Origin of the sequence: Flavobacterium suaedae (assembly GCF_014642915.1) — a bacterium.
GTDB lineage: Bacteria > Bacteroidota > Bacteroidia > Flavobacteriales > Flavobacteriaceae > Flavobacterium > Flavobacterium suaedae.
Genome location: NZ_BMJE01000008.1, coordinates 1 through 26,769 on the forward strand (window position 1 = coordinate 1; position 26,769 = coordinate 26,769).

A 26,769-nucleotide genomic window follows, 5' to 3' on the forward strand; every position below is an offset into this window, starting at 1 on the left:
CGGTGAGGGTTACGGTGAGAAGGAACCGGCTGTGGATTGTGCGCCGAATTGTACTGAAGAGCAACATGCGCAAAACAGAAGATCGGAGTTTATTATTGTAAAGCAATAACTAACACATCACCAATAAAGGACTTAACAAACCAAAGTCTTTAATACTATAATAAAAAATCCCGCTCAGTGAGCGGGATTTTTTATTATAAAACGTAATGATTTTTTTTAATTATCACTTTGATACCATTCAGCAAAAGAGCTTTCGGTTTCCTGTAATTTCAAAGAGTGTAAAGCTATATTTTCAGGTAATCTGCTTTTAATTTTATCAGCAAAATCTATAACCATGTTTTCGCTGGTTGGCTGGTATTCTACTAATAATACATGATGCCCTCTTACTTGTAATTCTTTTGCGAGTTCAACATGCGGGGTGTTTTTATTAAAAACGGTAGCGTGGTCAAAAATCTCTACAATTTCTTCCTGAACTATCTTCTTTAAATCGCCAAAATCTATAACCATTCCATATTTTACATTCTCTGTATCGGTTATAGGGCTGCCTATTACGGTAACTGATAGTTTGTAACTGTGTCCGTGAACATTTTTACACTTTCCGTCATAGCCATATAGTGCATGTCCGGTTTCAAATGTAAACTGTTTTGTAATTCTTATTTTGCTCATTTCAGGAGTTTTAAAGTTGCAAATTTACTAAATAAAACCCCTCGATATAATTTATTGAAAACGTATTGATTTTTAGTCTACATTTGCTCACTTTTTTTAATACTATGCAATGAGTGATTTTGTGCTTAACCCGCTCTATGAAAAGGTGATAACTGACCTTATGGAACAACAATACAGTATAGTTGAAAACTTCTTTTCTACGGAAGAAGTATTGGCTTTAAGGGAGAGTTTGCTTTTTAAATATGATGAGGACAAGTTTAAAAAATCGGCTATTGGCAATTTTGTAAATGAGGTTGTAGTTGAAGAAGTACGTGGTGATTTTATTTTTTGGTTAGACGAAAGTAAAAGCAATACCGCAGAGGGTACTTTTTTTAGCAAAGTAAACCACTTTACAGAATATCTTAATCGTACTTGTTTTATGGGGATCGCCGAAAAGGAATTTCATTATGCGGTATACCCAAAGGGAACGTATTACCACAGGCATTTAGATACTTTTCAAAATGATGACAGCCGAAAGCTTTCAGTAGTATGCTATCTTAATGATGAGGACTGGCTACCGGAGTATGGAGGAGAACTTACCTTATATCTTGATAAAAACGGGGTAGAAACACCACTTAATGTTTATCCTATGCAGGGCAGGGTAGTAGTGTTTGAAAGTCAGGTGCTGGAACATGAGGTAAAGCCTGTAAAACAAGAAAGGTTGAGTATAACGGGGTGGCTTAAATCGAGACCGGAAATAGTGTTTTAGTAGTGTAATATATTCAATGCTAGCATATAAAAGTTACATAAATAAACTAATAAAGTTAATTTGTTAGGATATTTTATAAAGCAATAATTCTTTTCAGGGTTGTTAAGTTTTTTTCAATATTTGTAGTACAAGAATTATTAATATAATTAAAAATTATCGTTTTTATTATATTAATATTTTTTAACTGGGGTTTTTAATTTATACCTAATCTTAAAAAATCTTAATTTCATGAGAAAAAACTACTTCTCACTTTCTGATTCCCTTCTTGATATTTCTCAAGACACAGAAAGTGAAACCCACAGAAAAACCTCTGCAAAAACGAAAAGTATTTATAGCTTTTTAAGTGCTGCCGTTTTTGCTTTTATGTTCTTTTCGGCGCAAAGTTTTGCACAGTGTACAGATGCTCCTCTTATAGCAGGAACCAGTAATATAACCGATACGTCGGGTATAGTGCACTGGGTAGACGTTTCGGGCGAAGCAACACCAACTTACACATTAGAGGTATATACTGATGCAGCATATACCAATCTTTATGATGATTATACCGGTATTTCAGATACCTATTATTCAGTTACAGGACTTACTGAAGGAGAAGAATACTTTTACCGTGTAAAAGTAGATAACACTACTTGTGGTGATTATGGCGAGGGCAGTTTTACCGCTCAGTTAAGTTATACTCCGCTTGATGTAACAGGTTATAATGAAGACGTTATTGCAAACGGGGTAGGTATTGCTTCCGGCTCTACAACAAGCTCTGTAGATAACTCTGTTAGCGGAGGTGCAAATTTTGCCTATATGTCATTAGACTATAAGCTGAATAGCGGCTCGGCTGACCTTACGTATGGTTTACCTGTAGACAGAAGTCTTACAAGCCCTACCAACTCTAATGTAAAGTATATACTGAATAACTATTCAGGTAACAACTCATTACGACTACCTAATCAGAATGATTTCGGAGTGCTTACATTAACAGAGCCTGTATCACTTTCTGAAGTTTACTTAGCAGTATCATCAGGAGATGGTTCTTCAGTAATTTCAGTAGAAGTACAGTTTACAGACTCCAGTTTTCAGGAAGTTACAGGATTAAATGTTATTAACTGGGATAGTGGCGCAACTACCGAAACTCCCGCTATTATTACAAACATAGGTCGTGTTAAAAGAACTACAGGAGTAACATCAACAGGAAACTTTAAGCTATTCCAGATAATGGTGCCAATTGAATTGGAAAACCAATCAAAGTTGGTAAGTGGTATAAAAATTACTAAAACAGATACAGGATCTGAATCTAAAATACCAAACATATTTGCTGTTTCAGGAACTCTTATTAGTGCTTGCCCTACTTTGAGTGCAGTGAGTGCAGATGCTGTTTCGCAAACTTCGGGAGAATTTAGCTGGGAGCTTGGTTCGGAAGGTGAAGCAACAGGTGATATTACTTATACGCTGGAGGTGTATACCGATGCTGCTTATACTACTCCTGTAACAGGCTCTCCGTTTACAGGTATTACAGAAACATCTTATGTTGTTGAAGATTTACTATTAGATACAGAGTATTTTTACAGAGTTAAAGCTAATAACGGAAACTGTGATTCAGAATATCTTGACGGTTCATTTATATTAGGCTATTGTATTACCGAAAAAACAGGACCGTATACTTCTTATGCAATTACTAATGTTACTACAGAAGGCGGATATACTAATATTGATAATGCTACAGCTAACGATGTAGAGGAACAGTATACTAACTACAGTGGTACGCAAATAGTGAGTAAACCGGCAGGAACTACTTTTTCTTATAGTATTACCCGCTCTAGTGTTTATGCTACAATAGGTGCTTGGATAGACTGGAATAATGACCTTGATTTTGATGATGAAGGCGAAGAAATAGTTATCTCTCAGGGAGGTTGGAATTCTAACATTACCGTTAACGGAGAAATTACAATTCCTGCTGATGCACCATTGGGTAACTACAGGCTAAGAGTTCGTTCAACATATTACTGGAATACTACCATTGTTCCATGCGGACCATTAGCTTATGGTGAAGGTGAAGACTATACTATTGCAGTAGTAGAGCAGCCGGGAGACTGTGATACGCCTGACACACCAACTTTAGCATTAAGTGATGTTACAGTTTCGGAAATTACAGGAACAGTAACTCCGGCAGGAGATAGCCCTTCAGGTTATATTTTAATACGCAGTACTTCAGCATCATTAACAGAAGAGCCTGCTACAGGTGCAAGCTATGCACTGGGTGCAGAATTTGGTGGCGGTACTGTTGTAGCAACAGGTGAAACTATAGAGACGTTTACGCACTTTTTAGCAGCAAACACACATTACTACTATTACTTATATGCTTATAACGAAGGTGGTACAGAGTGCTTTGGTCCTGCCTACAGCGCAGCAGGTACTGCTGATGCTGTAACTTGTGCAAAGGCTGTTGTAAATGCAGGTGCAAGTAATATAACAGCTACTTCGGCTTACCTTAACTGGTCATCAGTTGCAGGAGAAGGAGGGAGCGAACCAACATATACAATAGAGTTATATAGTGATGCAGCATTAACAGAGCTTGTAGACACTTATACTACAAGTGATGCAGGTTATGCACTTAGCGACCTTGAAATAGGTGCTACATATTACTATCGCGTTAAAGCGGAAGCAGGTGATTGCGGAGATGATTCATGGTCTGCAATAGCAAGTTTTACTGCGGAAACAGGTTATACACCGCTAACAGTAACAGGATTTAATGCCGATGTTATTGCAAATGGTACAGGTATAGCAAACGTTTCTACTACTAATTCAGTCGATGCTGTAAATAACAGTTATATTGCTTTAGATTATGAAAATGTAAGCGGTTCGGTAACCACTATTGGTTTACCTCTAAACAGAATGCTTACAAGCCCTGTAAATACTAATATAGACTTTTTATTAGCAGATTATACCGGTAATAACTCTTTGCGTTTACCCGCACAAAATGATTCAGGAACATTAACGTTAACAGAGCCTGTACAGGCTTCAAGTATATATCTTGCTGTTACATCAGGTAGTGGAACATCAAACATAAATGTAGAAATTTTATTTGATGACAGTACAAGCCAAATTGCAGCAGGAATTTCAGTTGCAGACTGGTATAATGCAGGTACAGGTACACAGCCCGCAGTAATAAGCGGTATAGGCCGTGCAAACAGATCGAATACTACAGGAGCTGTAGAAACAGGAAATTCAAAAATATTCTACATAACAGTAAATATAGATGAAGATAACCAATCTAAAACCATCACTTTAATAGATATTACTAAATCATCAGCAGGTACTACAGAGCCTGTACCTAACATTTTTGCCGTATCAGCATATACATTAGGCTGTCCTTCTTTAGCAGGTTTATCAGCTGAAGCAACAGGTGATGGTGCAATGTTTAATTTTGGTGCTTCGGGAACATGGGAAGATCCGGATTATTCGATAGCAGTATATACAGATAGTGAAATGACTACGGAAGTAGATGGTTCACCATTTACAGCTACGGAGGCAGAATATACCCTTGAGGGTTTAAGTGCGCTTACTACGTATTACTATACTGTAGAAGCAGCTACAGATTTTTGTACTGAAGATATCTCGGGTGAGTTTACAACATTATGTGTTGCTCCTTATGCTCCTCTTGCAGAGCCGCAGGTATTTTGTGGTGAAGCTGTTTTAACAGATTTAAGTGCTACCGGCGAAGACGGTGCTACCTTAAACTGGTATGCTACTGCTGATTCAGAAGAAATACTTGGAGATGAAACAGTACTTGAAACAGGTTCTTATTTCGTTTCTCAGGAAACAGGAGGATGTGAGAGTGAAAGAACAGAAGTGGCAGTAACTGTAAACGTTACAGCTATACCAACGTCAGAAGCGCAATCGTTATGTAACGGTGCAGTTGTATCAGATTTAATAGCTATCGGTGAAGTCGGAGCTACCTTAAACTGGTATGCTACTGTTGATGCAGGGGAAACACTTGGAGATGAAACCGTGCTTGAAACAGGCTCTTACTTTGTTTCGCAAACAGTTGAAGGGTGTGAAAGTGAAAGAGTTGAAGTAGCAGTTACAGTAACTATAACTCCTGTGCCGGCAGCAGCAGAAATACAATCTGTTTGTGGTGAAGGTACTATTGCTGATTTAGTAGCTGAAGCTGTTGAAGGTGCTACCTTGAACTGGTATGCTACTGCCGATTCAGAAGAAACACTTGGAGCTGAAACAGCGCTAGAAACAGGTTCTTATTTCGTATCAGAAACTCTTGAAGGTTGTGAAAGTGACAGAGTGGAAGTTAGTGTTACAGTTAATGCAATACCGGATGCTCCTACAGGAGATGATTTACAAACTTTTGAGGCTGGAGAAACTATTGCAGACCTTGATATTATTGTAACAGATGGAGCAGTAGTAAATTGGTATGTAATGAATGAGTCGGAAGAATTAGTCGCTGTAGATGCGAGTACCGAACTTGAAAATGACGTTACGTATTATGTATCGCAAACTGTAGCAGGCTGCGAAAGCGAAGTGCTTGCTATAGTAGCAGAGATAACAGCAGATGCTGCTTCATTTAGTATTGCTGATTTAAAAGTATATCCTAACCCTGCCAATAATATAGTTACTATAGCAGGTAAGCAAGTAATAGAAAGTATAGAAATTGCTAATATGTTAGGTCAAAAAGTTTTAAGCCAAAAAGTTCATGCAGACAATGCTCAGGTAGATGTATCTGCATTGGCAGCAGGAACATATATACTAAATGTATATGGTACTAATGGTACAGCAACATCAGTAAAACTGGTTAAAAAGAATTAATTACATAGGTTGTTATAAATAAAAGAGGGGTAGCCGTTACGGTTACCCCTTTTTTTATTTTATATTATAAAAGTTTATTTTCGGTAAGGTGCTAAGGCTTCTTTTGTCGCGTCAGATAATACTAATTTGCCGGATATAGCAGCTCTTTCGCTTAGCAGGCTGTCCCAGTTTTCAGTACCTTCCCAAAGCACCTTTTTCATGGCTTGTAATGCTTCCGGGTTATACCCTGCAAGTTTAGTGGTAAGTATATCAATTTCTTTATCAAGGTCTTTAGTATTTTCAAACACTTTAGCATAAAGCCCTTTTTCTTTAGCCCAATAGGCATTTTTCCATTCATCGGCAGCAATCGTCATTTCTGCCAAAGCAGCAACACCCATTTTTCTTTCAACGGCAGGTGCTATTACAAAAGGTCCTATTCCTATAGTAAATTCTGATAGTTTTATAGCACTGTTTTCGGTTGCTAAAGCATAATCACAAGCAGCAGCAAGCCCAACGCCTCCGCCCACAGCTTTACCATGAATGCGCCCTACAATTAACTTACTGCATTTGCGCATAGCATTAATAACATTGGCAAACCCCGAAAAGAAAGCCCCGCCTTCTTCAAGGTTACTTACTTCCAGTAATTCATTGAATGAAGCACCTGCACAAAAAGCTTTTTCGCCTTCGCTTTTCAGTACAATAACATGTACATCGTTATTTTCGCTTAGTTTATTAAGTTCATCAGTTAAGCGTTGTAAAAGCTCTGATGGGAAGGAATTACTGGCAGGATGTCCAAATTCTACAGTAGCAATATGGTTATGTATGTTGGTGTAAAGAGAACCGTTTGGTCGGGTTGTGGTTGTCATAATTATAATTTTTCAGGTAAAATTAAAGTAAATATGTAGTTACTTAAACAATTTTACAAAGATTATAACGCTATTTGTAAAATAAGCCATAATTAAATTATATTTGTTGCTGTATTTCTTACTTGGGGATGTAGCTCAGCTGGCTAGAGCGCTTGACTGGCAGTCAAGAGGTCGTGGGTTCGACTCCCATCTTCTCCACATATTTTAAAAGCCCCTGTACAGGGGCTTTTCTTTTATCACTATTTTTGCCATTATGGCAACAGAAAAAAAACAAGAAGAAAAAGAAAGAATGCACCCCCTAAACAAGAATAGGGGAAGGTATGACCTTAGTGCATTAATAGATACAGTATCCGAATTAGTCGGTTATGTAAAACCTAATAAATATGGGGTTGATTCTGTAGATTTTTCAAATCCTGTTGCTGTAAAACTTTTAAATAAAGCATTACTTAGTTATTATTACGGTATAAAACATTGGGACTTTCCTGATGAAAACCTTTGCCCACCTATTCCGGGCAGGGCTGATTATATTCATTATATAGCCGATTTGTTGTGCGAAAGTAACTTTGGCAGGCATCTGCTTGGTAATAAAATTACGTGTTTAGATGTTGGGGTAGGGGCGAGTTGTATTTACCCTGTAATTGGAGTTACAGAGTATAATTGGAATTTTATAGGTTCGGATATTAATGAAAATTCAATAATATCGGCACAGCATATAATTGACACCAATGTACAGCTTAGTAACAAAATTGAACTTCGACTACAAAAGAACCGTAAGGATGTATTTTATGGGGTAATAACCTTAGAAGACAAAATAGATATAACCCTCTGCAATCCCCCTTTTCATGCTTCTGCTGAAGAGGCACAAAAAGGAACGTTACGGAAAGTAAAAAATCTATCGGGTAAGCGTATAAAAAATCCCGATCTCAATTTTGCGGGTATTAGTAATGAGCTTATTTGTGATGGTGGTGAACGCAAGTTTATACATAGTATGATAAGAGAAAGTAAAAAGTTTGCTACAAACTGTTTTTGGTTTTCAACTTTAGTGTCTAAACAATCTAACTTAAAAGGAGTTTATAAAGCCTTAGAGACTATTGGGGCAACTGCCGTAAAAACAATAGCTATGGGTACAGGTAATAAATCTACCCGAATTGTAGCTTGGTCGTTCCTTTCTAAAGAAGAACAAAAAGAATGGAGGATAAAAAGATGGAAGAGTTAGGAATAGATTTACACTATACTCAATTCTAATTTTTCTTTTAAATCATTAAACATTAGCTGGATAGTTTTTGTCTTTTGGTCGAGATACTCCTTAAATTTCTTTTCGGTAACTATATCGATACTAACATTTTTTTGGAGACTGTCTTCATAAGGGATTTTTAAACGATAATAATCAACAGGATTTATATCAATTTCACAGTTGTTTTTTATTTCAAGCATATCGCCTTGGAGCACAATAACTGGAATTAAAAGATCAAGTCTAGCCATTTGAGGTCTGATTCCATCCCAATTATTGCTTATTTTTTTTAAATCGTGTTTTAAGTATTGAGCAATTTTTTTTAAATTATTATGAAAATCATTAGGATGACATGCCATCCATTCGTCTTTACTTTTGTCCTTTTTTTTAATGAAACTACAATATTGTCTTGATGGTTTTGAAAGTAATATTTTTGATTCGTATTTCGAGATTGATGAAGGCCAGTTAATAGAGCCTTCTTCTCTTAATATATTCGATCCATTAGTGAACATATAAATCCAGTCAGTCGCTGTTTCATCCATGTCTCCAATATTTTCAAAAAGACCTAGAGGTACAGGGTTATTAATACATTCAACTATGAATCGTACCGTTAAGGTCAAACTTTCATCTTTAAAGCTTATGTTGTCTAATGTATTAATGGCTATTACATCTACTTCTCGATACTTTTCTTCTATAGTGTCTAAAAAAAATACATGACTTGATTCTGTAGCAAATCCCTTATTAATAAACATATTCATTATACGGTTTTCAAGTAGATACCCTGACCGAGATAGTGAATCTTTAACTTGTTGTAATGTTATTTCTTCCATGGAGATTAAAATTCATTTTCAAAGATAATGAAATGAACTCTTTTTATATTGACTGTAAGATTGTAGTTTTTCTATTATAATCAAATTCTCACTCTATCTACTCAAATTCTAATCCATATATAAGGTTTATCCTTATTCTAAGTTAAGAGGGACTTTGTTATTTACTTTTGTTAAAATGAGTTAAACACGTAAAAGTTGTTTTCTTTTTTAACATGAATAGGAAAATTATAATAACACTTCTTGTTGTAGTTGCTTTTGTAGCAGGTGCAGTATACTTCTATAACGGTTATTTGTATAAAGATGCCAGGGATATAGCCTCAGAAGAAGTAACCCATACTTTAACAGCGCAGCAATTACTTGCCGATTATGAAAATAATATGGCAAAAGCAGACTCTATGTATCTAAATAAAACTATAGCAATAGAAGGTAAAGTAACAGAGGTAAAAGATTCTTTAGCAATTTTAGATGCTGTTGTAGTATGTGCTTTTAGTACTACTCCTGAAATAAACAAAGACGATAAAATTTCAGTAAAAGGAAGATGTATTGGTTTTGATGAACTTTTTGGAGAAGTAAAGTTAGACCAATGTAGCAGAAACGATTAATAAAAATATGAAAAATATAATACTGGTAATAAGTTTTTTCTTTGCAATCTCCGCTAGTGCGCAAGATGATTTGCTGGCGGAGTTAGATTCTGTACAGGTAGATACAAATAGTGATGTTTCTGCAGTTTTTAAGGGCTTACAGATAGTAACCCTGCAAACTACTAAAATGCCTGCTAAAAAAGAATTCTATTTTGTGGTGTCACACCGCTTTGGTACGGTTAAAGATGGTATATCAGAGTTTTTTGGATTGGATATGGCTACTACCAAATTAGGTGGAGTATATGGTATAACGGATTGGCTTTCGGTAAGTGCTTCGCGTCATACTTTGCTGAAAGTATATGAAGGTGGCTTAAAGTACCGACTGGCAAGACAAAATGATAATTTTCCTTTTGAAATTGTAGGTTATAATACTATAGATATAAATACCTTTTTAGAAGAGGAAAATTATCCGAAACTAGAATTTACAGACAGGCTATCATACATTACACAAGTATTGATTTCCAGAAAACTATCGGAGAAAATATCATTAGAGTTAGTGCCTTCTTTTATACATAAAAATCTTTATGAGCCTACTATAGAGAATGATGACCAATTTTCGGTAGGAGCAGGGGGAAGAGTAAAACTTACTAAAAGACTCTCACTTAACCTGGAATACGTATATAATGTTGATAAACCTGATTTTTATAAAAACCCACTTTCGATAGGGGTTGATATTGAAACAGGAGGACATATTTTCCAGTTACTGTTTACTAACTCTCAGGCAATGACAGAAGCGGGTTATTTAACTCAGGCAGCAGGTGACTGGGGCGATGGTGATTTTTTCTTTGGGTTTAACCTGTATAGAGTATTCTAAAATGATGAAAATGAAGAACATTACAAAAATAATAGTAGTACTTACAGTTTTCGGTTTGTATAGCTGCGATAGTAATACGTATGAAGATATAGAGGAAGATAGTATTACAGATGATGACATTCCTGTAGTGATAACTTATGATGCACATGTAAAACAGATAGTAGATGCTAATTGTGTTACCTGCCATTCAGCAGGAGCTACAGCATCATTTCTGCCGTTAACAAACTATATGGAGGTTAAAGATGCAGTAGAAAATACTGATTTGCTGGATCGTATTCAAAGGCAAAACGGGCAACCGGGATTAATGCCGCAAACAGGGCGTATGCCAATGAATAACATAGATGCTATACTGGAGTGGAATATGGATGGACTTCTTGAAAATTAGAATTATAAAAAAGAAAGTTGCTATGAAAAAGATAAAATATTTTACCCTGTTATTATTATTTATGCCTTTGGCATTTTATGCGCAAAAATACAGTACGAGAACAGGTACTGTAAAGTTTGAAGCATCTGTAGCCTCTTTTGAAGAAGTAGCTGCCGAAAATAAATCAGCTTCTGCAATAGTAAATGCTGCAAATGGCGATATGGCTGTACTGGCATTAATGAAAGGTTTTCGCTTTAAAGTAGCTTTAATGGAAGAGCACTTTAATGAGAACTATGCTGAAACAAGCAAGTACCCTAAGGCAACTTTTAAAGGAAAAATTGCTAACTTTAAGGTAGATAGCTTAACCGCCACTCCTTCGGAATTTACAATTACAGGACAATTAACCCTGCATGGTACAACAAAACAAATAACCAGTAAGGCTAAAATTTCTAAATCGGGTAATACCATTACCATTACAGGGAATTTTAGTGTAAAGCCTTCTGACTTTGATATAGAAATACCCAGTGTAGTGAGTAAAAAAATAGCAGAAACAATAGTTATTTCATATAACTTTTCACTCAACTAAAACAAAACGACATGAAAAAAATTACCTTTCTTTTTTTATTGATTTCGGTAGTGTGCAGTGCGCAAATGAAAGCAGAAAAAGATGTTTTCGATACCGCACGATATGGCACAGTAGCCGAAATGAAAATGCTTCATTCTAAAGATAAGAACAGTATTAATGCTACCAGTAAAATGGGTTTTTCTCCGCTTATACTGGCATGCTACAGGGGCAACGATGCTGTAGCGGAATATCTTGCTAAAAATGTAAAAGACATTAACTACGCCAGTGATAATGGTACTGCACTCGCTGCCGTAGCGGTAAAAGGTAATGCTAAACTGGCAAAAGTACTGTTGGAAAACGGTGCAGACCCAAATATAGCTGATGCTATGGGAGTTACACCACTTATTTATGCAGTACAGTTTGAAAACGTAGCACTTATAAAATTACTTATAAAACACGATGCTGATCCTAACAAAGCAGATAAACAAGGGAAAAGCGCTATAGATTATGCTGCTTTTACAGAGAATCAGGATATTGTTAACCTATTAAAAAAATAAATATGAAAAAACTATTACTAACAACATTAATCTTTTGTACATCTTTAGGGTTATATGCACAAAGTAAAACTACAGGGGTAGTCACGCTATCGTCTAACATGACGGCGGAAATGCTCCTGAATGACAATGATGATACCGTTACACTTACCTTTACAGGACCATCGGACAGGTGGTATGCATTGCAGTTTGGTAACTTTAATACCGGTGCAGGTATGCAAAACGGTACAGATGTAGTGTATTATAACGGTACAACGCTGGTTGATGCAGTACAAAATAACATAGGTGCAGCTCCAACTACAGATACTAATAACTGGACAGTAAGCTCCAATACAGTTTCAGCAGGTATACGTACCATAATAGCTACAAGAGCCTTTAATACAGGCGATTCAAACGATTATACTTTTAACTATAGCGATACAAATGTTGATTTTGCATGGGCAAGAAACAACGGAGCAGCTTTCGGTTTATCAAGTCACGGAGGTACTAACAGAGGATATAGTATAAATAACTTCTTTGAATGTGTAGCACCGGATGCACCAACGGCATCAAGCCAGTCTTTTTGTGATGGTGCAACAGTGGCTGACTTAGATGCTACAGGTGAGGCAGGAGCAATACTTAGCTGGTATGCTTCGGCAACAGGCGGTACAGCTTTAGCCGATGCAGCAGTACTTGCTACAGGAACATATTATGTAGAACAGGATTTAGGAGATTGCCCAAGTGACAGAACTGCGGTTACTGTAACAGTTAATAGTGTTACAGCACAGGAAATACAAGATTTTTCTATGTGTGATATGTATGTATTACAATCGTTAAATGCTGGTAATAATTATTATACTGGTCCTGGGGGTACAGGTACAATGCTTTCTATGGGCGATATAATAACAACAACTCAGGAAATATATATTTACGCAGAGTCCGGTACTACACCAAACTGTACTGACGAAACGAGTTTTACAATTACAATAATTGATTCTCCGGAAATAACTTCTCCGGGAGACCAAACAGTATGTACAGAGTATGAATTGCCTGTACTTGCTGAGGGTAATTACTATACAGGACCTTCGGGAACAGGGACTATGTTAACAGCAGGTGATATGATAACCAGTAATCAAACAATTTATATTTATGCAACTACAGAAACTTTCCCTGCATGTCCTTCAGAAGAAGCTTTTGATGTAACTATAACTTCTGTAAGTCCTACCGCTGATGCTGTGCAAAACCTTTGTGAAGGTTCTACTGTTTTCAACTTAATGGCAATGGGAGCAACCGGCGCAACACTTAATTGGTACACTACCGAAACAGGTGGTACAGCTTTAGATGCTAATGATTTATTAACTTCAGGCACCTACTATGTAGAGCAAACACTTGATGGTTGTACAAGTGACAGAACTGAGGTAACAGTAAACATTTCACCACTTAGCAACCCTATTGTAGAAGACCAAGAGTTTTGTGGTAGCGTAATAGTAGGTACTATAGATGTAACTTTTGTTGATGCCAACCAAGGATTCTTTATTGCATTAGTTTATGAAAATGAAACAGGAGGAGAGCCTTTAAATGTAAATTCGGTAATTACGGAATCAGGTACCTATTATGTTTCTCAAAGCAATGGATTTTGCGAGAGTGATAGGGTAGAAGTTGAAATAACAATAAAAGATGTGCCAAACGCTCCTACAGGCGATGCTATTCAGCAATTTGATGCAGGTGCAACAGTTGCAGATTTAGAAGTTACTGCCGAAGCTGGTGCAACAGTAACATGGTATGTAATGAATGCAGCAATGCAGTTAGTAGAAATAGAATCGACTACTGCTCTTATTGATGGAGGAGAGTATTATGTAACTCAAACAATTGATGGTTGTGAAAGTGAACCATTTATGGTTACCGCAAACGAGAATTTAAGTTCAGCTACTTTTACAGGTAGCAGCTTTAAAATATACCCTAACCCTGTAGATAATATGTTTACAATATCAGGTAACGAAACTATTGCTGAGGTAAGAGTAGTAAACCTTTTAGGGCAGGAAGTAATGAGTAAACAATTTAATTCAGAAGAAGTAACAGTAAATATAGAGCAGTTGCCACAAGGAACTTACATAGCACAAATAGCTACAGTAAGTGGGGCAACGTCATCATATAAAATAATGAAAAAGTAATACAAGTTGTAATACAATTTTTTCATGTTGGGTGTTTAAAAAAGAGGCTTTCTTAGAAATAAGGAGGCCTCTTTATAGTTTTATAAACTAACTATTTGTAGTACAGTTTTGTAAAAAGGTATGGATTTTGAAATTATATTATTTAATTTGTTGATTAATATATACCAACCCTGTAAAATTATATGAAAGTATTTTCACTATGCCTGTTGTTGTTTGTAACAGTATCGTACCCCGAACTGGAAAGTGTGAGGCAACATTATATTGATGCTGCACAATCAAAACAAAAGGCAGACAGTTTTTATAATACTTTTAAAGAACAGGATTATGATGATAGTACCCTTATGGCATATAAAGCAGCCTCTTTGGTATTATTAGCAAAATATGAGAAAGGATTAATTTCTAAAACAAGGCTTTTTAATCGCGGTACAGACCTTTTGGAGGAAACTATAGCCGATGCACCTGATAATTATGAAGCACGCCTTATACGCCTTAATATACAGGATAATGTGCCTTGGATAACCGGTTACACGTCAGAAATTGATGAGGATAAAGAATTCCTAATAAAAAACTACCAAAAGCAACGGGAAGACTTAAAAGCATTTACCAAAAAATACGTAAAAGTATCAGAAGCTTTTACTGACAAGGAGAAAAAGCTGTTCAATTAAAAATAAGCCCTTAATTGTACACTGCCGGTGTGTATAGCTTTACTCGTCTCACTTTTCCTGCCTTGGTAATTTACATTCACATCCAGAAAGCTGGTAAGGTTTTTTTGCAATAATAACCGCCACGTTAAGTTTTCACCTGCCTGTAATCCCTCAAGCATTTGGAAAGCGGCAGGAGTGGTTGCGTCGCCTGTAAAATCATTCTTGTAAAACGAAAACTCTCCGCTTGCGGTAAAACCTTTTTCGGAAGCATAGTTAAACGATGTTCCCAAACGTTGCTGATTAAGCAATTCGCCTTCTCCTATTTGATTTTCTTTGTTTTGGTATTCATAAAAAATATCCCAACTGGCATTACGCGAAAAGATGTACGATATTTTAGGTTCGGCACTGTAACCATCAATTTCAAAGTTTTTACTACTGTAATTATCCGAATATGATGATGATTGTAACGTTTGCCCTGTTGCGCCAAACAACCAAGTGCCTTCTACAAGGTGGGCATATTGCAATTGGTGTGAGTTACTCCTGTTTTCCTGAGAACCTACTGTTAACAATGTTTTAGCCCTGTTATTGATGTAAGTATACGTAACGGAGTGGTTTTGTTTTCCCCTGTTATAAAAAAGGCTATTGCGAATGCCGGAGGTAAGCCCCAGTAAATTATCTTCGGAAGTAGAGAAGGGGTTGAGGTCGAAATTGTTACCGTTACGCTCTATTTTTCGGTCTATTAAATAGGACGTTTGATTGTAAAAATGCGACAAGAATTTTTTAAACCCGCTTTCATTCTGCCACTCTATAGGGTTTAAGTTAACCGATTGCGAAAACTTATTTTGGTGGGTTCGCACAAATACCTGGTTGGGTAAAAACACCCGTACATATTTTGCCTGGTCAGGAAACGGAGCTACTTCAAACTCCTGTAGTTCCTGTATGCCGTTACCATTATAATCATTCCAGGTATATACACCCTGACCGGGTTCAACCTCTATGTAAGTAAACTCCTGTTGTGCTATAGTACCCGATGTAGTTTCGTAGGCAGTAGTAACCTGTACCAGTTGCCCCCAGTAACGGTCGTTATACACCACACGCGAGTTTAACGATGGTTCGTTTTCAATATCAGGGTCTTCAAACTTTAGGTTACGGTAGTTGGCAAAAACGGTTAAATCGCTTTTTTTGGTTTTTATTAATCGGGATTTAAGGTAGTAGGAACGCGAAGTGTTTACTTTCTGTAACGCATTGTTTACAAGGCTGTCGTTAGCGCGTTGCAGGTAGCCAAACTCTACATATACACTGGTACTGTCTCCGCGACCAATAAAACCGCCGAACTCTGTAAATCGCTGACTTATGGCAGATAGTTCATCGGTAGCTTTAATGCGTTCGGTATTATCTTCCATTCTAACAGAACCACCTACCCAGTTTTTACCGAAATGATATTTACCAACGGTTTCATTTCTAATAAAAGATGATTTGGAATAATTACCGTCACTTTCCAGCCAGCTACCTTGTTCGGAAACGGTTACTTTACCATTATTGTATGTACCCTGTACTACATGGCGCGTTCCTGAAAAAGCATCGCTGAAATCAAGTTGTTCTACCTGATAATTAATTATTCCTTTTTTGGGCAGTTTAAAACTCAAACCCGATATAAGATAGCTTTGGTTATCATCCGTCGTAGTTATACCGTTTAAATTCCAGTCACGGTTAAACTCTATATTAAACAAACGCTCTATCGTCCTAAAATCTTTTTGAATAAACTGATAGTCTGCAAATACATCAAGCTCCCATGCTTCGGTAGTATACAGCCTCTTTTTGGTATTTATTTTACCCGCAACACCATTATTGTTTTCATCATCAATAGGGGAATACAGGTTGAGGTCGTTATTACTTAGCCCCACTTCAAAATCTACATAGGTTTTTTCGTTAGGATTATACGTACCTAAAACAGTTGCTATTTGTATTTTGGTAGGAGGCGTAAGGCGTGTTATAGGCTCGTAATTACCCTGCGGAAAGCCGTTAACGGGTGGTACATATTCGTATATTTTACCCACAGCGGCAGCGTTAGCGAGTATATAATTACCCTGATTATTCCCTACAAGGCTAAAGGTAACATTAAACAACGTGTCGTCAGGGTTATTGGAGTATTCAAAAACCTCTATGCCGTTTACCAGTGTTTTACGGTATAAAATTCTGTTTTCCGAATAGGTGTCCTCATACGCCGATGGAGCAGTCATTAAACTGCTGTTATCGCCTGCCTGTTGTAAAATAGCAACCTGCTCTTCCGAAAGGTTTTGCTGTAACGGCTGGTTTTTAACATCGTTTTCATTGTACACATATCCGGCTAAACTCCAGTTGTCCGTTTCGTGTTTTATACCACCGTAAGCCACCAGTCGTGTAAAGCTACGTTCCGAATATTGATATTCCACATTAATACGCATCTCCGAAGTAATAGGGAACAACGGCGTAAATATTATTTCTCCTGCGTTGTAATCTATTATATAATCGTTGTTTTCGCCGCGTTCCAGTAGTATACCGTTTACATATACCCGCTCAGAACCGGATATTACCAAAACATATAGCTCACTGTTTGCTCCGCGTAATTTGTACGGCCCCTGGTTACCTTCTTCTCCTGTAAAAGTACTACGGGCATACTGCCCCCTAACCAAGGCAGCAGCAGCACTAATAGTGGTGCGTGAACTTGAATTTCCAAATGAAAAAGAGGAGGAAATACCCTGCACTTTTTTATTGAAGTTAAGGAAACGCGACTCTCGGTTTTCTAAAAACAAATCGCCTGCGCGAATGCTCCAGTTGTCGCCGAACATTTCTATAAATATCTGGTCGAACTCATCTAGTTTTTGGGAGTAACCGCCTTCCTGTAATGGAATGTTACTATCCTGTATAGAGGCCCGTAGACTTACTTTGTCGGAAATTTTACCGGTTATTTGCAGGTCTAAGTTAGAGTTTACTACCGCATTTTGGTTATTACCAACGGTAACCCCTCTCGTTATACTCCCTGATGTATTCAGCCCGTCAAACGGTTTAAACGTTTTTATGGTTTCGGGGTTTACGGCATAGCGCGCGCCATCGTCAGCATCGTTTGCTACCACACGAGTTTTATCGTAAATACTGTATTGTTTAGTAAGGTAATCGGGGTATTTAAGGTAACTAAGGGTTAAGCTGTCTGTGCTTTTGTAACCATTTTTAAATAATATAAGTTTAGCATTACGGTAATCTACCTTGTAAAAGCTGGTGTCAATGGCTTTTCCGCTTTTATTTTTCAGTTCAAAGTAGGAATTGTTTATACTAACAGAATCTATTTGTATAGTGTCGCGTTCGGGAGCTATTGTACGGGTTTTATAGGGCGTGTTGGTTTCCTGCGCAAAAACTGCGGAAACACAACACAAAAACACCAATAACACTCCGTTTTTCAGCATCACACAACTATAACTCCAAAAAGGCAAAAGTAGTGTATTTCAGTTTAATTAGTTGGTGAGTAGTGGTGCTACAGAAATTATTAGTATCTTTGTAATCTCAAAAATAGTCAGACGTCGACTATCCACTCAAGATTTCTTTTAAAATAATTTTTCTCTTCAAGATTTGTATATACTTAACACGTACCTGTGTTTGGGTATTTTAAAAGGACTTTAATTTAATCATGGATTTTACCGATTTAAACTCAGGAGGGTCTGTTATTTCCTTTGATAATTATAATAATGATGCTTTTAACAATTTAGCTTCTCAAGGAAATAGCATTCAACAAACCTCTAATGAGATAGCACTGGATTCCCCATTTGGTAGGGACAGTGTTTTTTATGAACCGGATTATGCTGAAGAGCATATTGATTTTCCCACGTTAATAAATTTTCTTAAAGAAGGTAAAGATACTATTTTTGATTACCGCAATTTTATTGGTATTTCTAAAAAGGATGTCAAAAAAACACTATCTCATGGAAAGGATGCTATTTTTGACCGTATGGCAGGAAACTCAACAAGCATTACCGTTACAGAAATATATAATGAAGAAAAGCCTATAACAGATCGTCTTGCTTCGAGATATTTACAATTGGATGGGAAACTAAATAAAGAAACAGGAGTTATAAATCTTAAAAAAGATTCTGAAGATGATGTAACTGTTGGGCTTGATTTTGAGTTTGATCCTTTACGCAGAAAAGTTAGCTATAAGCTATATTTTTATTATGTTAGGGCTACCCGCTACGTTGTTGAAGAAGACAGTAAAGGTGAAATTGCTGTTATTATAACATCTTCTGTTTATGATGATTTTGAAGAGTTATTAAAATTGTGTGGTCGTACTAGCAACAGTAATTTTAAAAATAAAATAAAGAATGCTTTTCTGGATGCTTTAAAGGAAACAGAAGAGCTTGAAGATAAAGTTTTATATAATGGTTACAGGAAAGAGTATAATAATGTAAAGTTTTTCAGACTAAATTGGCTTTACCAATATATACCTAGGTTTGTTGCACAAGAACTAGATTTTTGTAAAACACTAGGGAATGTATTTAAACTTAGTAAGTTTGATCGTAAAGATGGTTTAGGTAACGATACAACTTCCGGAGTAACCGGAATATTAACAAAGTTAAACCCTGTAGCAGCCTACGAACACTTTTACAATAATCCTGATGATTTAATAGAATTATATAGTGGTTTTGATGATGAGAACTCAATAAAGGAATTTTGTACCTACTTTACAGCTCTTACATTCCTTATAGCGGGTGAAGATATAAAACCAAGAACATTTACTGTTAGTGAAGATGGGAATGCCCATATTGAAAGTAATATTTTGTTTGGTGATGAAGAAGGAAAAGTAAAAATTACAAATGAGCTTCAATTGCCTGTTGTAGGATTTGATTCACTTTCAATATTTAGGTATCTTTTTGGAAAAGATATTGAAATAAATAATCCTGATAATGAATCAAACCAATTTCATCCATTAGATATTATTTATATTAAAAAGCTTGATTCTGATTTAAATGAGGTAGAAACCATACCCACTATTGCATTGTACGGTAAGTATTTGGGAGATACCAGCGAATGGAGCGATGTAACAGACGCAGCATTGGCTGTAGTAGATGTTATTGGTATTATAACCAGTGGAGGTGCACTCTCGGCAGGGATACGCGGTGCAGCACGTTTATTTGCCATACTTGATGTTGCCGTTAGCACAATTAACTTAGGGATGGCAATACCGGGAGCTAAGGGAGCACTAAGTAAAACAGAAGCTGGAAAATGGTTTGTAACGCATTGGGGGTTGTTAAGTTTTTGTGTAAGTATGGGAACTATTTCTTATTATCTTGCAAAGGGAATAGTAAAGTATGGAGCAAAATTTAAAGAACAGCTAAAAAATAAAAAGCTTGCTAAACAAATAGATGATTTAATAGAGGAGAGTAAGAAGGTTGTCAATGCAGCAGATATTTCGAATGTGAAAGCAATAGGTACAGGTGGGTTTATAGAATATTTATCTGTTCTTTCAAGGAATATGTTTGGTCAGGAAGATTCTCTTTCTTGTGCAGTTGCATGTATAAGACAATTGGCAAAAGATAGAAATATTATTATAACCGAAGAAAAAATCAGAAAATTTGGAAATATAGTTAAAGGAGGTCCTACATATGAAAAACAGATGGTTGCCGCATCAGAGAAAATATTTAAAAATAAATCATTTGGAGAAGGGATATTAGAACATGTTGAAATGCCAGTTCTTGATTTGAGTCATATTTTAAGTGAAAATGGATCGTGGGTTGCATGGGTGAAAAATAGAGAAACAGATAGAATATTCCATGCTATTATCATTGATAAAATTGAAAATGGTTTTGTTTATGTTCGGGACCCATGGCCAATAAATGGTATTAAAGGAATAGATAGTGGAGAGCCAGGGGTCGAAGCGTATTTGAAACTGGATGAATTTGAAAAAAGATGGAATCTATCTAATAGATATGCTTTTTGGTTTAAAAATTAAATGAATATAATATGAACAGAAAAATAGTAAAAGAAAAATTGTCAAATATAGGCTATCAAGTTTTTGACAAGGATAGTCATATCTGGGGAGGTGTAAAAGGTGAAACAGGGCCACTGCCTGATACATTCGTGATTAATAAAGGGTTTGAAATTTTTTTTAATGACGATAAAGCGACTGTTGTGCTGATTAATTCTATTGTTAATGAATCAAAAGATTTTAATACAGAGAATGAGTTGATTGACTTTATTAAAGATTATGCACCATTAAAAACATAAACGTTAAACTTTTAAGCAAAAGCCCCAAATTTGGGGCTTTTTTATTTATACTGTTTCCTGTTTCGATTCCCTTGTAATTAGCTGCATGGTTTCACGGCTTACTTGATATTTCTATTAGCCCAATCAACCTAAGGATGGCAATACCGGGAGCTAAGGGAGTACTAAGTAAAACAGAAGCCGGAAAGTGGTTTGTAACACATTGGGGGTTGTTAAGTTTTTGTGTAAGTATGGGAACTATTTCTTACTATCTTGCAAAGGGAATAGTAAAGTATGGAGCAAAATTTAAAGAACAGCTAAAAAATAAAAAGCTTGCAAAACAAATAGATGATTTAATAGAGGAGAGTGAGGAGGTAGTTAGAGAAACAGGGAATGCTGCTAAAAGAGCTAAACGTCTTGCTAGAACAGCTAAACAAGGAGACATTCATAAGTCATTTATTGAAAATGCTGGTTTGGCATTAAGAGCAGAAAGTACAAGCAAATTAATTTCTGGACAAACTAAAGATTATACTTGTGTAGCTAATTCGTTGCGAATGGCTTTAAGTGATTTTGGAATAATAAAATATGAGAATACCATTGCTGCTGCTTTAAAAACTACAGAGAAGGGAGCTAATATTTTGGATATTCCAAAAGCATTAGAAAATTTATATGTAGAAGAAGGTTTTCAGTTTATAGCAAGAGGAGGGACAATGGATAAGAACATAACCTTAGGTACTTTAGAGAATGCGTTAAAAGGTAATAATAAAGTGTCCATTGTAGGTATAAGAGCCCCAGATATAGGAGCTCATGCTGTAGTTGTTGATAAGATTGAGAACGGGAGAGTGTTTTTGAGGGATCCATTACCCTTAAATGAAGGGTCATATTATAGTATTAGCTGGGCAGATTTTGAAGAAGTATTTAATGACAAATTTGTAGTTTTAAAAAAATAGCGATATGATAGAATTAGAACGAATTAAAAATAATATAGAAGGGGAATTACCCGAAAGCGGTAAGTATGGTTACTTCATTGTTGAAAACATAATCAATCCTCAACATGAACTGAATGTTTTTAAAGAAACGATTTCGGTATTGATTAAAAATAAACATCTGTCTCCTGATGACCCGAAATGGGAAAATTTGTTATCAAAACAAATGGTAGCATTTGTTAGTCAACTTGATGATGAAGATTTTCATAATGATTATATTTTGCATAGTCTGCCTAATGTTGTCGGTAGCTTTATGGTGAGGAAATGGGAGTGGTATAGTTCTGAAGTGTTGGAAAATGGGTTTGAAGTAACCTTTCTTGGTAGAGATATAGGCATGGTCGGAACTGTATTACTTCATCATCAAGGCTTGCCTTATTCTAGCTTGTTTTTAGAGCAAAATGGTAATTTTTACGAAACTAGAAATGTAGGTACTGATGTTTTGTCTTATAAGACATTTGATAGAAAAACCTTGAAATTAAAATAATAATGAATTAAGGTTCCAAAAATAAAAAGCCCCAAATTTGGGGCTTTTTTATTTATACTGTTTCCTGTTGCAATTCTCTTGTAACCAGTTGCATGGTTTCGCGGCTTACTTGTTTTACTAATATTTCTTTATTGTCGGCTACAGCGTTAACCGATTTTTCAGTAAAGTGGCGTATGGTATATAGCGATACATCTTCGTTATATGATACTTTGAATTTTTGAGCCAGTATATTTTTCAGTTCTGCAAAGTTGCCAAACTTGTCGTCTACACAAACGGAGAAACTAATAGCAGAGTTCTGTATCAGGTGTACCTTCATTTTGTATTTGTGCAGCAGTGCAAAAATTTCGCTAATGTTTTCCTCCATTATAAAAGAGAAATCAAGCGAGGAAAGCGATACAAGCAACTGATTCTTTTTAACAATATAACAGCTCATGTGCGGTTCTAAATCGGCACCTTTGCTTACACTTGTTCCCGGTAGTAACGGCTCGGTAAACGATTTTACAAATAGCGGAATTTCTTTACGCTGTAATGGCTGTAATGTTTTCGGGTGTATTACCGATGCTCCGTAAAATGCCAACTCTATCGCTTCCCTGTAAGATATTTGATTGAGTAGCTTTGCATTGTCAAAATACCTTGGGTCGGCATTAAGTACCCCTTTTACATCTTTCCAAATAGTTACGTTTTCGGCATTAAGGCAGTAGGCAAAAATAGCAGCAGTATAATCAGATCCTTCTCTTCCTAAAGTAGTGGTAAAACTGTTTTCATCAGAGCCTAAGAACCCCTGTGTGATGCTAAGTACTTTTCGGTTTACCTTTTGGGCTATATTTTGTTGGGTTTGTTCCCAGTCAACAACGGCATCACGATACGTAGTGTCAGTTTTAATATAATCGCGAACATCAAGCCACTGGTTGTGTAAACCCATAGAGCTAAAGTAATGACTCACTATAGCTGTAGAAACCAGTTCGCCGGTGCTTACTACTTGGTCGTAAATAAAGTTATAGTTAGGAGATTTATTTTTCTTTAAAAAGTTCTCCATATCATTAAACAACTCTTTTACGGTATTGAAAACAGGATTGTTTTCATCTTCAAAAAGGTCGAGCAGTATTTGGTTATGGTATTTTTTTACTTCCTGTATAGATGCTTGCAGCTCAGGTGATTTTTCTCGGTAGTTTTTTACCACTACTTCCAATGCATTGGTGGTTTTACCCATAGCCGATATTACAATAAGCACATCATTATAGCCTACTTGCTGTAATACATTGTATACATTTTTTATACTGTCAGCATCTTTAACTGATGCTCCTCCAAATTTAAATACTCTCATAGTTCTTTACGCTCTTATTTGGCTGATTGGTTTACTGCTATAGGTTTGCCGTAAACTTGGTAATCCCCTCTTCATCCATTTGTACCGTAAGCCAGTCGTTAAACACTGTAGCTCCGCTACGCTTATAAAAATCAATAGCATGGGTGTTCCAGTCCAGTACTACCCATTCTACACGGCGCACGCCTTGTGCTTTAGCAAATTTAATCACTTCTTTGTATAAAGCACTGCCCGCACCTGTACCACGCATACTTTCTTTTACTACAAGGTCTTCCAAATGTATGGTTTTTCCTTTCCAGGTAGAGTAGCGGTAGTAAAATAATGCCATACCTATAATTTCCCCGTCTTTTTCTGCTACAAATGTGTAGAAAAGCGGGTCTTGCCCAAAACCATCTTTTATAAGGTCATCAGCAGTTATGCTAACGGCATCAGGTTCATTTTCAAAAACAGCAAGTTCGGTAATAAGTTCCAGTACGGCAGGCATGTCGTTCTTAGTGCCTTTACGGATGTTCATAAGTAGTGAAATTTTGGCAAAAATACATTCTATTACCTTATTTAATAATAAATTATTGTGTTATCACAAAAATTTAGATATTTGTGCCACAACTCAACTATAACGTTTTAGTAATGGAAGGACGCAACAAGACCTTAGGGGAATTTATCATTGAAAAACAGGAAGATTTTAAGTATTCTTCCGGAGAACTTTCCCGATTAATTAACTCTATTCGCCTGGCGGCAAAAGTAGTAAACCACGAAGTAAACAAAGCGGGACTGGTTGATATTATAGGAGCTTTCGGAGAGCGAAACATTCAGGGTGAGGATCAGCAAAAACTGGATGTGTATGCAAACGAAATTTTCATGCAAACACTTATTAACCGTGAAATAGTTTGCGGTATAGCTTCTGAAGAGAATGATGAGTATATAACTATAAAAGGACAGGATGGTTGCCATAACAATAAGTATGTGGTAATGATGGATCCTTTAGATGGTTCTTCTAACATAGATGTAAACGTATCGGTAGGTACAATTTTCTCTATTTATCGCAGGGTAACACCTGAAGGTACACCGGTAACAACCGAAGATTTTTTACAACCAGGTATAAACCAGGTAGCGGCAGGATATGTAATTTATGGTACCAGTACAATGATTGTATATACTACGGGTAACGGTGTTAACGGGTTTACACTAAACCCTGCTATTGGTACTTTCTATCTTTCGCACCCTAATATGGAGTTCCCTAAAGATGGTAATATTTATTCTATAAATGAGGGGAACTATGTACACTTTCCACAAGGAGTAAAAAATTATATTAAGTATTGCCAGCGTGAGGAGGAAGACAGACCGTATACTTCACGTTATATAGGTAGTTTGGTTTCGGATATTCACCGTAATATGATAAAAGGCGGTATTTATATTTACCCTACCAGTGCCAAAGCACCAAACGGTAAACTGCGTTTACTTTATGAGTGTAACCCTATGGCATTTTTAACAGAGCAGGCAGGCGGTAAAGCGTCTGACGGGTTTAACCGTATCATGGAGATAAAACCTACTGAACTGCACCAGCGTGTGCCATTCTTCTGTGGTAGTTATAACATGGTAGAAAAAGCAGAGCAATTTATGCGAGAAGCAAAAGAACAAGAATAATTATTATAGTTTTTGTGTTATTGGTTTAAATAAAAAAGCCTCTGTAATTACAGAGGCTTTTTTACTATATAATATTTTTTACTATCGGTTCATGTGTTGCATTTCATACACAAAAGTATCAACATCAACTTCCATAACCTGTAGTGAAAGTGCTTTTTCTACAATAAGGTTAACGTTACCTGGTGTAAAACCAAGTGCAAGGGCAAAACGTTTTAAAATTTCTTTTTGTTTTGGTCCTAAAACATGGTCTGCATATACCATTTTAGATAAATCGTATAAACGCTCCAGTCTTTGTAAGTAAAGGTAAGGAGGGTTTACAGGATATTTGTTCGGGTTGGCTAATATTTCCTCATATTCGCTCTCCGATATATCCAGTTGCTTAGCCAGTTTATCTAAAAACAGTTTCTCTTCAGGACTAATATGTCCGTTTTCCATTGCAACTCTAACAATAGATGAAAAATGACCTTTGTTTCTCTCTTTAAAACCGCTATCAAATAAATCTGAAATTGACATAGTTATTTTGTGTTATCTATAAAATATCGGCAAATATAAATTATATATTTTCTCATATAAACAATTTGATGAAGATTTTTAGTATATTTTTTACACTTATCGTATTACAACAGGGAAATACCATTTTTTCTATAGGTTAAAGCATGATATTTTGAGCTTACAGACAAAAAATAAGAGTACTGTTTGTATTATTTACCCGATAAGGTTATTTTTAATACATAATTGTAGTAATAAATTTTTTGTGCCTGCCGTTTTAAAATGATGAAACCTTAACTTTGCATCTTACTGTTTTTTATGGAAATGAAAGAAGAAAAATTAAATAAGTACGATAAGGCTTATTTGAGAATAGCAAGAGAATGGGCACAACTGTCGTACTGCAAGCGCAAAAAGGTTGGCGCAATTATTGTAAAAGATAGAATGATAATATCTGACGGGTACAACGGTACACCCTCAGGTTTTGAAAATTGCTGTGAAGATAACGAAGGCTTAACCAAATGGTATGTATTGCATGCCGAAGCCAATGCCATTTCTAAAGTTGCCCGCTCTACCCAATCATGCGAGGGAGCAACACTCTATATAACCATGTCGCCATGTAAAGACTGTAGCAAACTTATACACCAGTCTGGCGTTACACGTGTAGTATACCAAAGTAGTTATAAAGACAATTCGGGGATAGACTTTTTAGAACGTGCAGGGGTTAAGGTGGTTTGTGTGCCCGAACTGGATTAATAT

Annotated in this window: 23 protein-coding genes and 1 tRNA gene; 17 read left to right on the forward strand and 7 right to left on the reverse strand. The window is 36.2% G+C overall.

The window, feature by feature from the left end; translation table 11 throughout:
• Window positions 1-216: 216 nt before the first annotated feature.
• The gene (locus tag IEW45_RS13400; protein WP_188621777.1) at window positions 217-666 is read right to left on the reverse strand and encodes a 6-pyruvoyl trahydropterin synthase family protein; all 450 of its coding nucleotides are present in this window, start codon (window positions 664-666) and stop codon (window positions 217-219) included.
• Between the two features lie 109 nt (window positions 667-775).
• Here IEW45_RS13400 and IEW45_RS13405 point away from each other — a divergent pair, with 109 nt between their 5' ends.
• Both IEW45_RS13405 and IEW45_RS13410 read left to right on the forward strand, forming a co-directional pair.
• A complete protein-coding gene (locus tag IEW45_RS13405) occupies window positions 776-1,414 on the forward strand; it encodes a 2OG-Fe(II) oxygenase (protein ID WP_188621778.1) in 639 nt (212 codons plus the stop codon).
• 228 nt (window positions 1,415-1,642) lie between these two features.
• A complete protein-coding gene (locus IEW45_RS13410) occupies window positions 1,643-6,223 on the forward strand; it encodes an Ig-like domain-containing protein (protein ID WP_188621779.1) in 4,581 nt (1,526 codons plus the stop codon).
• A gap of 74 nt (window positions 6,224-6,297) precedes the next feature.
• Here the strand turns inward: IEW45_RS13410 and IEW45_RS13415 are convergent, their stop codons facing one another.
• Window positions 6,298-7,068: an enoyl-CoA hydratase/isomerase family protein gene (locus tag IEW45_RS13415; RefSeq protein WP_188621780.1), complete on the reverse strand. Its 771-nt coding sequence runs from the start codon at window positions 7,066-7,068 to the stop codon at window positions 6,298-6,300.
• Between the two features lie 124 nt (window positions 7,069-7,192).
• On the opposite strand from IEW45_RS13415, the gene IEW45_RS13420 reads away from it, so the two are divergent.
• A tRNA-Ala gene (locus IEW45_RS13420) sits at window positions 7,193-7,266 on the forward strand.
• Between the two features lie 55 nt (window positions 7,267-7,321).
• On the forward strand, window positions 7,322-8,284 hold the full coding sequence (gene rlmF, locus IEW45_RS13425; RefSeq protein ID WP_188621781.1) for a 23S rRNA (adenine(1618)-N(6))-methyltransferase RlmF: 963 nt from the start codon (window positions 7,322-7,324) through the stop codon (window positions 8,282-8,284).
• An 8-nt stretch (window positions 8,285-8,292) separates the two neighbouring features.
• Here the strand turns inward: rlmF and IEW45_RS13430 are convergent, their stop codons facing one another.
• Complete coding sequence (locus tag IEW45_RS13430) at window positions 8,293-9,129, reverse strand: hypothetical protein (RefSeq protein ID WP_188621782.1); 837 nt, start codon at window positions 9,127-9,129, stop codon at window positions 8,293-8,295.
• Between the two features lie 212 nt (window positions 9,130-9,341).
• Here IEW45_RS13430 and IEW45_RS13435 point away from each other — a divergent pair, with 212 nt between their 5' ends.
• The 7 genes from IEW45_RS13435 to IEW45_RS13465 all read left to right on the forward strand — a co-directional run bounded on the left by IEW45_RS13435 (window position 9,342) and on the right by IEW45_RS13465 (window position 14,882).
• A complete protein-coding gene (locus IEW45_RS13435) occupies window positions 9,342-9,731 on the forward strand; it encodes an OB-fold protein (RefSeq protein ID WP_188621783.1) in 390 nt (129 codons plus the stop codon).
• Between the two features lie 7 nt (window positions 9,732-9,738).
• A complete protein-coding gene (locus IEW45_RS13440; RefSeq protein WP_188621784.1) occupies window positions 9,739-10,584 on the forward strand; it encodes a DUF5777 family beta-barrel protein in 846 nt (281 codons plus the stop codon).
• A gap of 10 nt (window positions 10,585-10,594) precedes the next feature.
• Window positions 10,595-10,969 carry a cytochrome c family protein gene (locus IEW45_RS13445; RefSeq protein WP_188621785.1) on the forward strand — a complete coding sequence of 125 codons (375 nt, stop codon included), beginning with the start codon at window positions 10,595-10,597 and terminating at the stop codon, window positions 10,967-10,969.
• A gap of 22 nt (window positions 10,970-10,991) precedes the next feature.
• On the forward strand, window positions 10,992-11,534 hold the full coding sequence (locus tag IEW45_RS13450; RefSeq protein ID WP_188621786.1) for a YceI family protein: 543 nt from the start codon (window positions 10,992-10,994) through the stop codon (window positions 11,532-11,534).
• Between the two features lie 11 nt (window positions 11,535-11,545).
• On the forward strand, window positions 11,546-12,070 hold the full coding sequence (locus IEW45_RS13455) for an ankyrin repeat domain-containing protein (protein WP_188621787.1): 525 nt from the start codon (window positions 11,546-11,548) through the stop codon (window positions 12,068-12,070).
• 2 nt (window positions 12,071-12,072) lie between these two features.
• Window positions 12,073-14,217, forward strand: a complete 2,145-nt coding sequence (locus IEW45_RS13460) for an Ig-like domain-containing protein (RefSeq protein ID WP_188621788.1) — start codon at window positions 12,073-12,075, stop codon at window positions 14,215-14,217.
• 182 nt (window positions 14,218-14,399) lie between these two features.
• Complete coding sequence (locus tag IEW45_RS13465; protein WP_188621789.1) at window positions 14,400-14,882, forward strand: hypothetical protein; 483 nt, start codon at window positions 14,400-14,402, stop codon at window positions 14,880-14,882.
• Here the strand turns inward: IEW45_RS13465 and IEW45_RS13470 are convergent.
• Window positions 14,879-18,301 (reverse strand): DUF8818 domain-containing protein, encoded by a 3,423-nt coding sequence (locus IEW45_RS13470; protein WP_188621790.1) that lies wholly within the window; start codon window positions 18,299-18,301, stop codon window positions 14,879-14,881. The genes IEW45_RS13465 and IEW45_RS13470 overlap by 4 nt on opposite strands.
• Before the next feature lie 221 nt (window positions 18,302-18,522).
• Here IEW45_RS13470 and IEW45_RS13475 point away from each other — a divergent pair, with 221 nt between their 5' ends.
• The 4 genes from IEW45_RS13475 (at window position 18,523) to IEW45_RS13490 (ending at window position 22,559) form a co-directional block, all read left to right on the forward strand.
• Window positions 18,523-20,838: a cysteine peptidase family C39 domain-containing protein gene (locus IEW45_RS13475; RefSeq protein ID WP_188621791.1), complete on the forward strand. Its 2,316-nt coding sequence runs from the start codon at window positions 18,523-18,525 to the stop codon at window positions 20,836-20,838.
• 11 nt (window positions 20,839-20,849) lie between these two features.
• A complete protein-coding gene (locus IEW45_RS13480) occupies window positions 20,850-21,113 on the forward strand; it encodes a hypothetical protein (RefSeq protein WP_188621792.1) in 264 nt (87 codons plus the stop codon).
• 134 nt (window positions 21,114-21,247) lie between these two features.
• Window positions 21,248-22,039, forward strand: coding sequence for a cysteine peptidase family C39 domain-containing protein (locus tag IEW45_RS13485; protein ID WP_188621793.1), 792 nt, complete (start codon window positions 21,248-21,250; stop codon window positions 22,037-22,039).
• A gap of 4 nt (window positions 22,040-22,043) precedes the next feature.
• The gene (locus IEW45_RS13490; protein ID WP_188621794.1) at window positions 22,044-22,559 is read left to right on the forward strand and encodes a hypothetical protein; all 516 of its coding nucleotides are present in this window, start codon (window positions 22,044-22,046) and stop codon (window positions 22,557-22,559) included.
• 52 nt (window positions 22,560-22,611) lie between these two features.
• On the opposite strand, the gene IEW45_RS13495 is transcribed toward IEW45_RS13490, so the two are convergent.
• Together IEW45_RS13495 and IEW45_RS13500 are read right to left on the reverse strand one after the other, a co-directional pair.
• A complete protein-coding gene (locus tag IEW45_RS13495; RefSeq protein WP_188621795.1) occupies window positions 22,612-23,883 on the reverse strand; it encodes an aspartate kinase in 1,272 nt (423 codons plus the stop codon).
• 37 nt (window positions 23,884-23,920) lie between these two features.
• The gene (locus IEW45_RS13500; RefSeq protein WP_188621796.1) at window positions 23,921-24,394 is read right to left on the reverse strand and encodes a GNAT family N-acetyltransferase; all 474 of its coding nucleotides are present in this window, start codon (window positions 24,392-24,394) and stop codon (window positions 23,921-23,923) included.
• Between the two features lie 113 nt (window positions 24,395-24,507).
• On the opposite strand from IEW45_RS13500, the gene fbp reads away from it, so the two are divergent.
• A complete protein-coding gene (fbp, locus tag IEW45_RS13505; protein WP_188621885.1) occupies window positions 24,508-25,524 on the forward strand; it encodes a class 1 fructose-bisphosphatase in 1,017 nt (338 codons plus the stop codon).
• An 81-nt stretch (window positions 25,525-25,605) separates the two neighbouring features.
• Here the strand turns inward: fbp and IEW45_RS13510 are convergent, their stop codons facing one another.
• Complete coding sequence (locus tag IEW45_RS13510; protein WP_188621797.1) at window positions 25,606-26,037, reverse strand: tellurite resistance TerB family protein; 432 nt, start codon at window positions 26,035-26,037, stop codon at window positions 25,606-25,608.
• 300 nt (window positions 26,038-26,337) lie between these two features.
• Here IEW45_RS13510 and IEW45_RS13515 point away from each other — a divergent pair, with 300 nt between their 5' ends.
• On the forward strand, window positions 26,338-26,766 hold the full coding sequence (locus tag IEW45_RS13515; protein WP_188621886.1) for a deoxycytidylate deaminase: 429 nt from the start codon (window positions 26,338-26,340) through the stop codon (window positions 26,764-26,766).
• The last annotated feature ends 3 nt before the right edge of the window (window positions 26,767-26,769 follow it).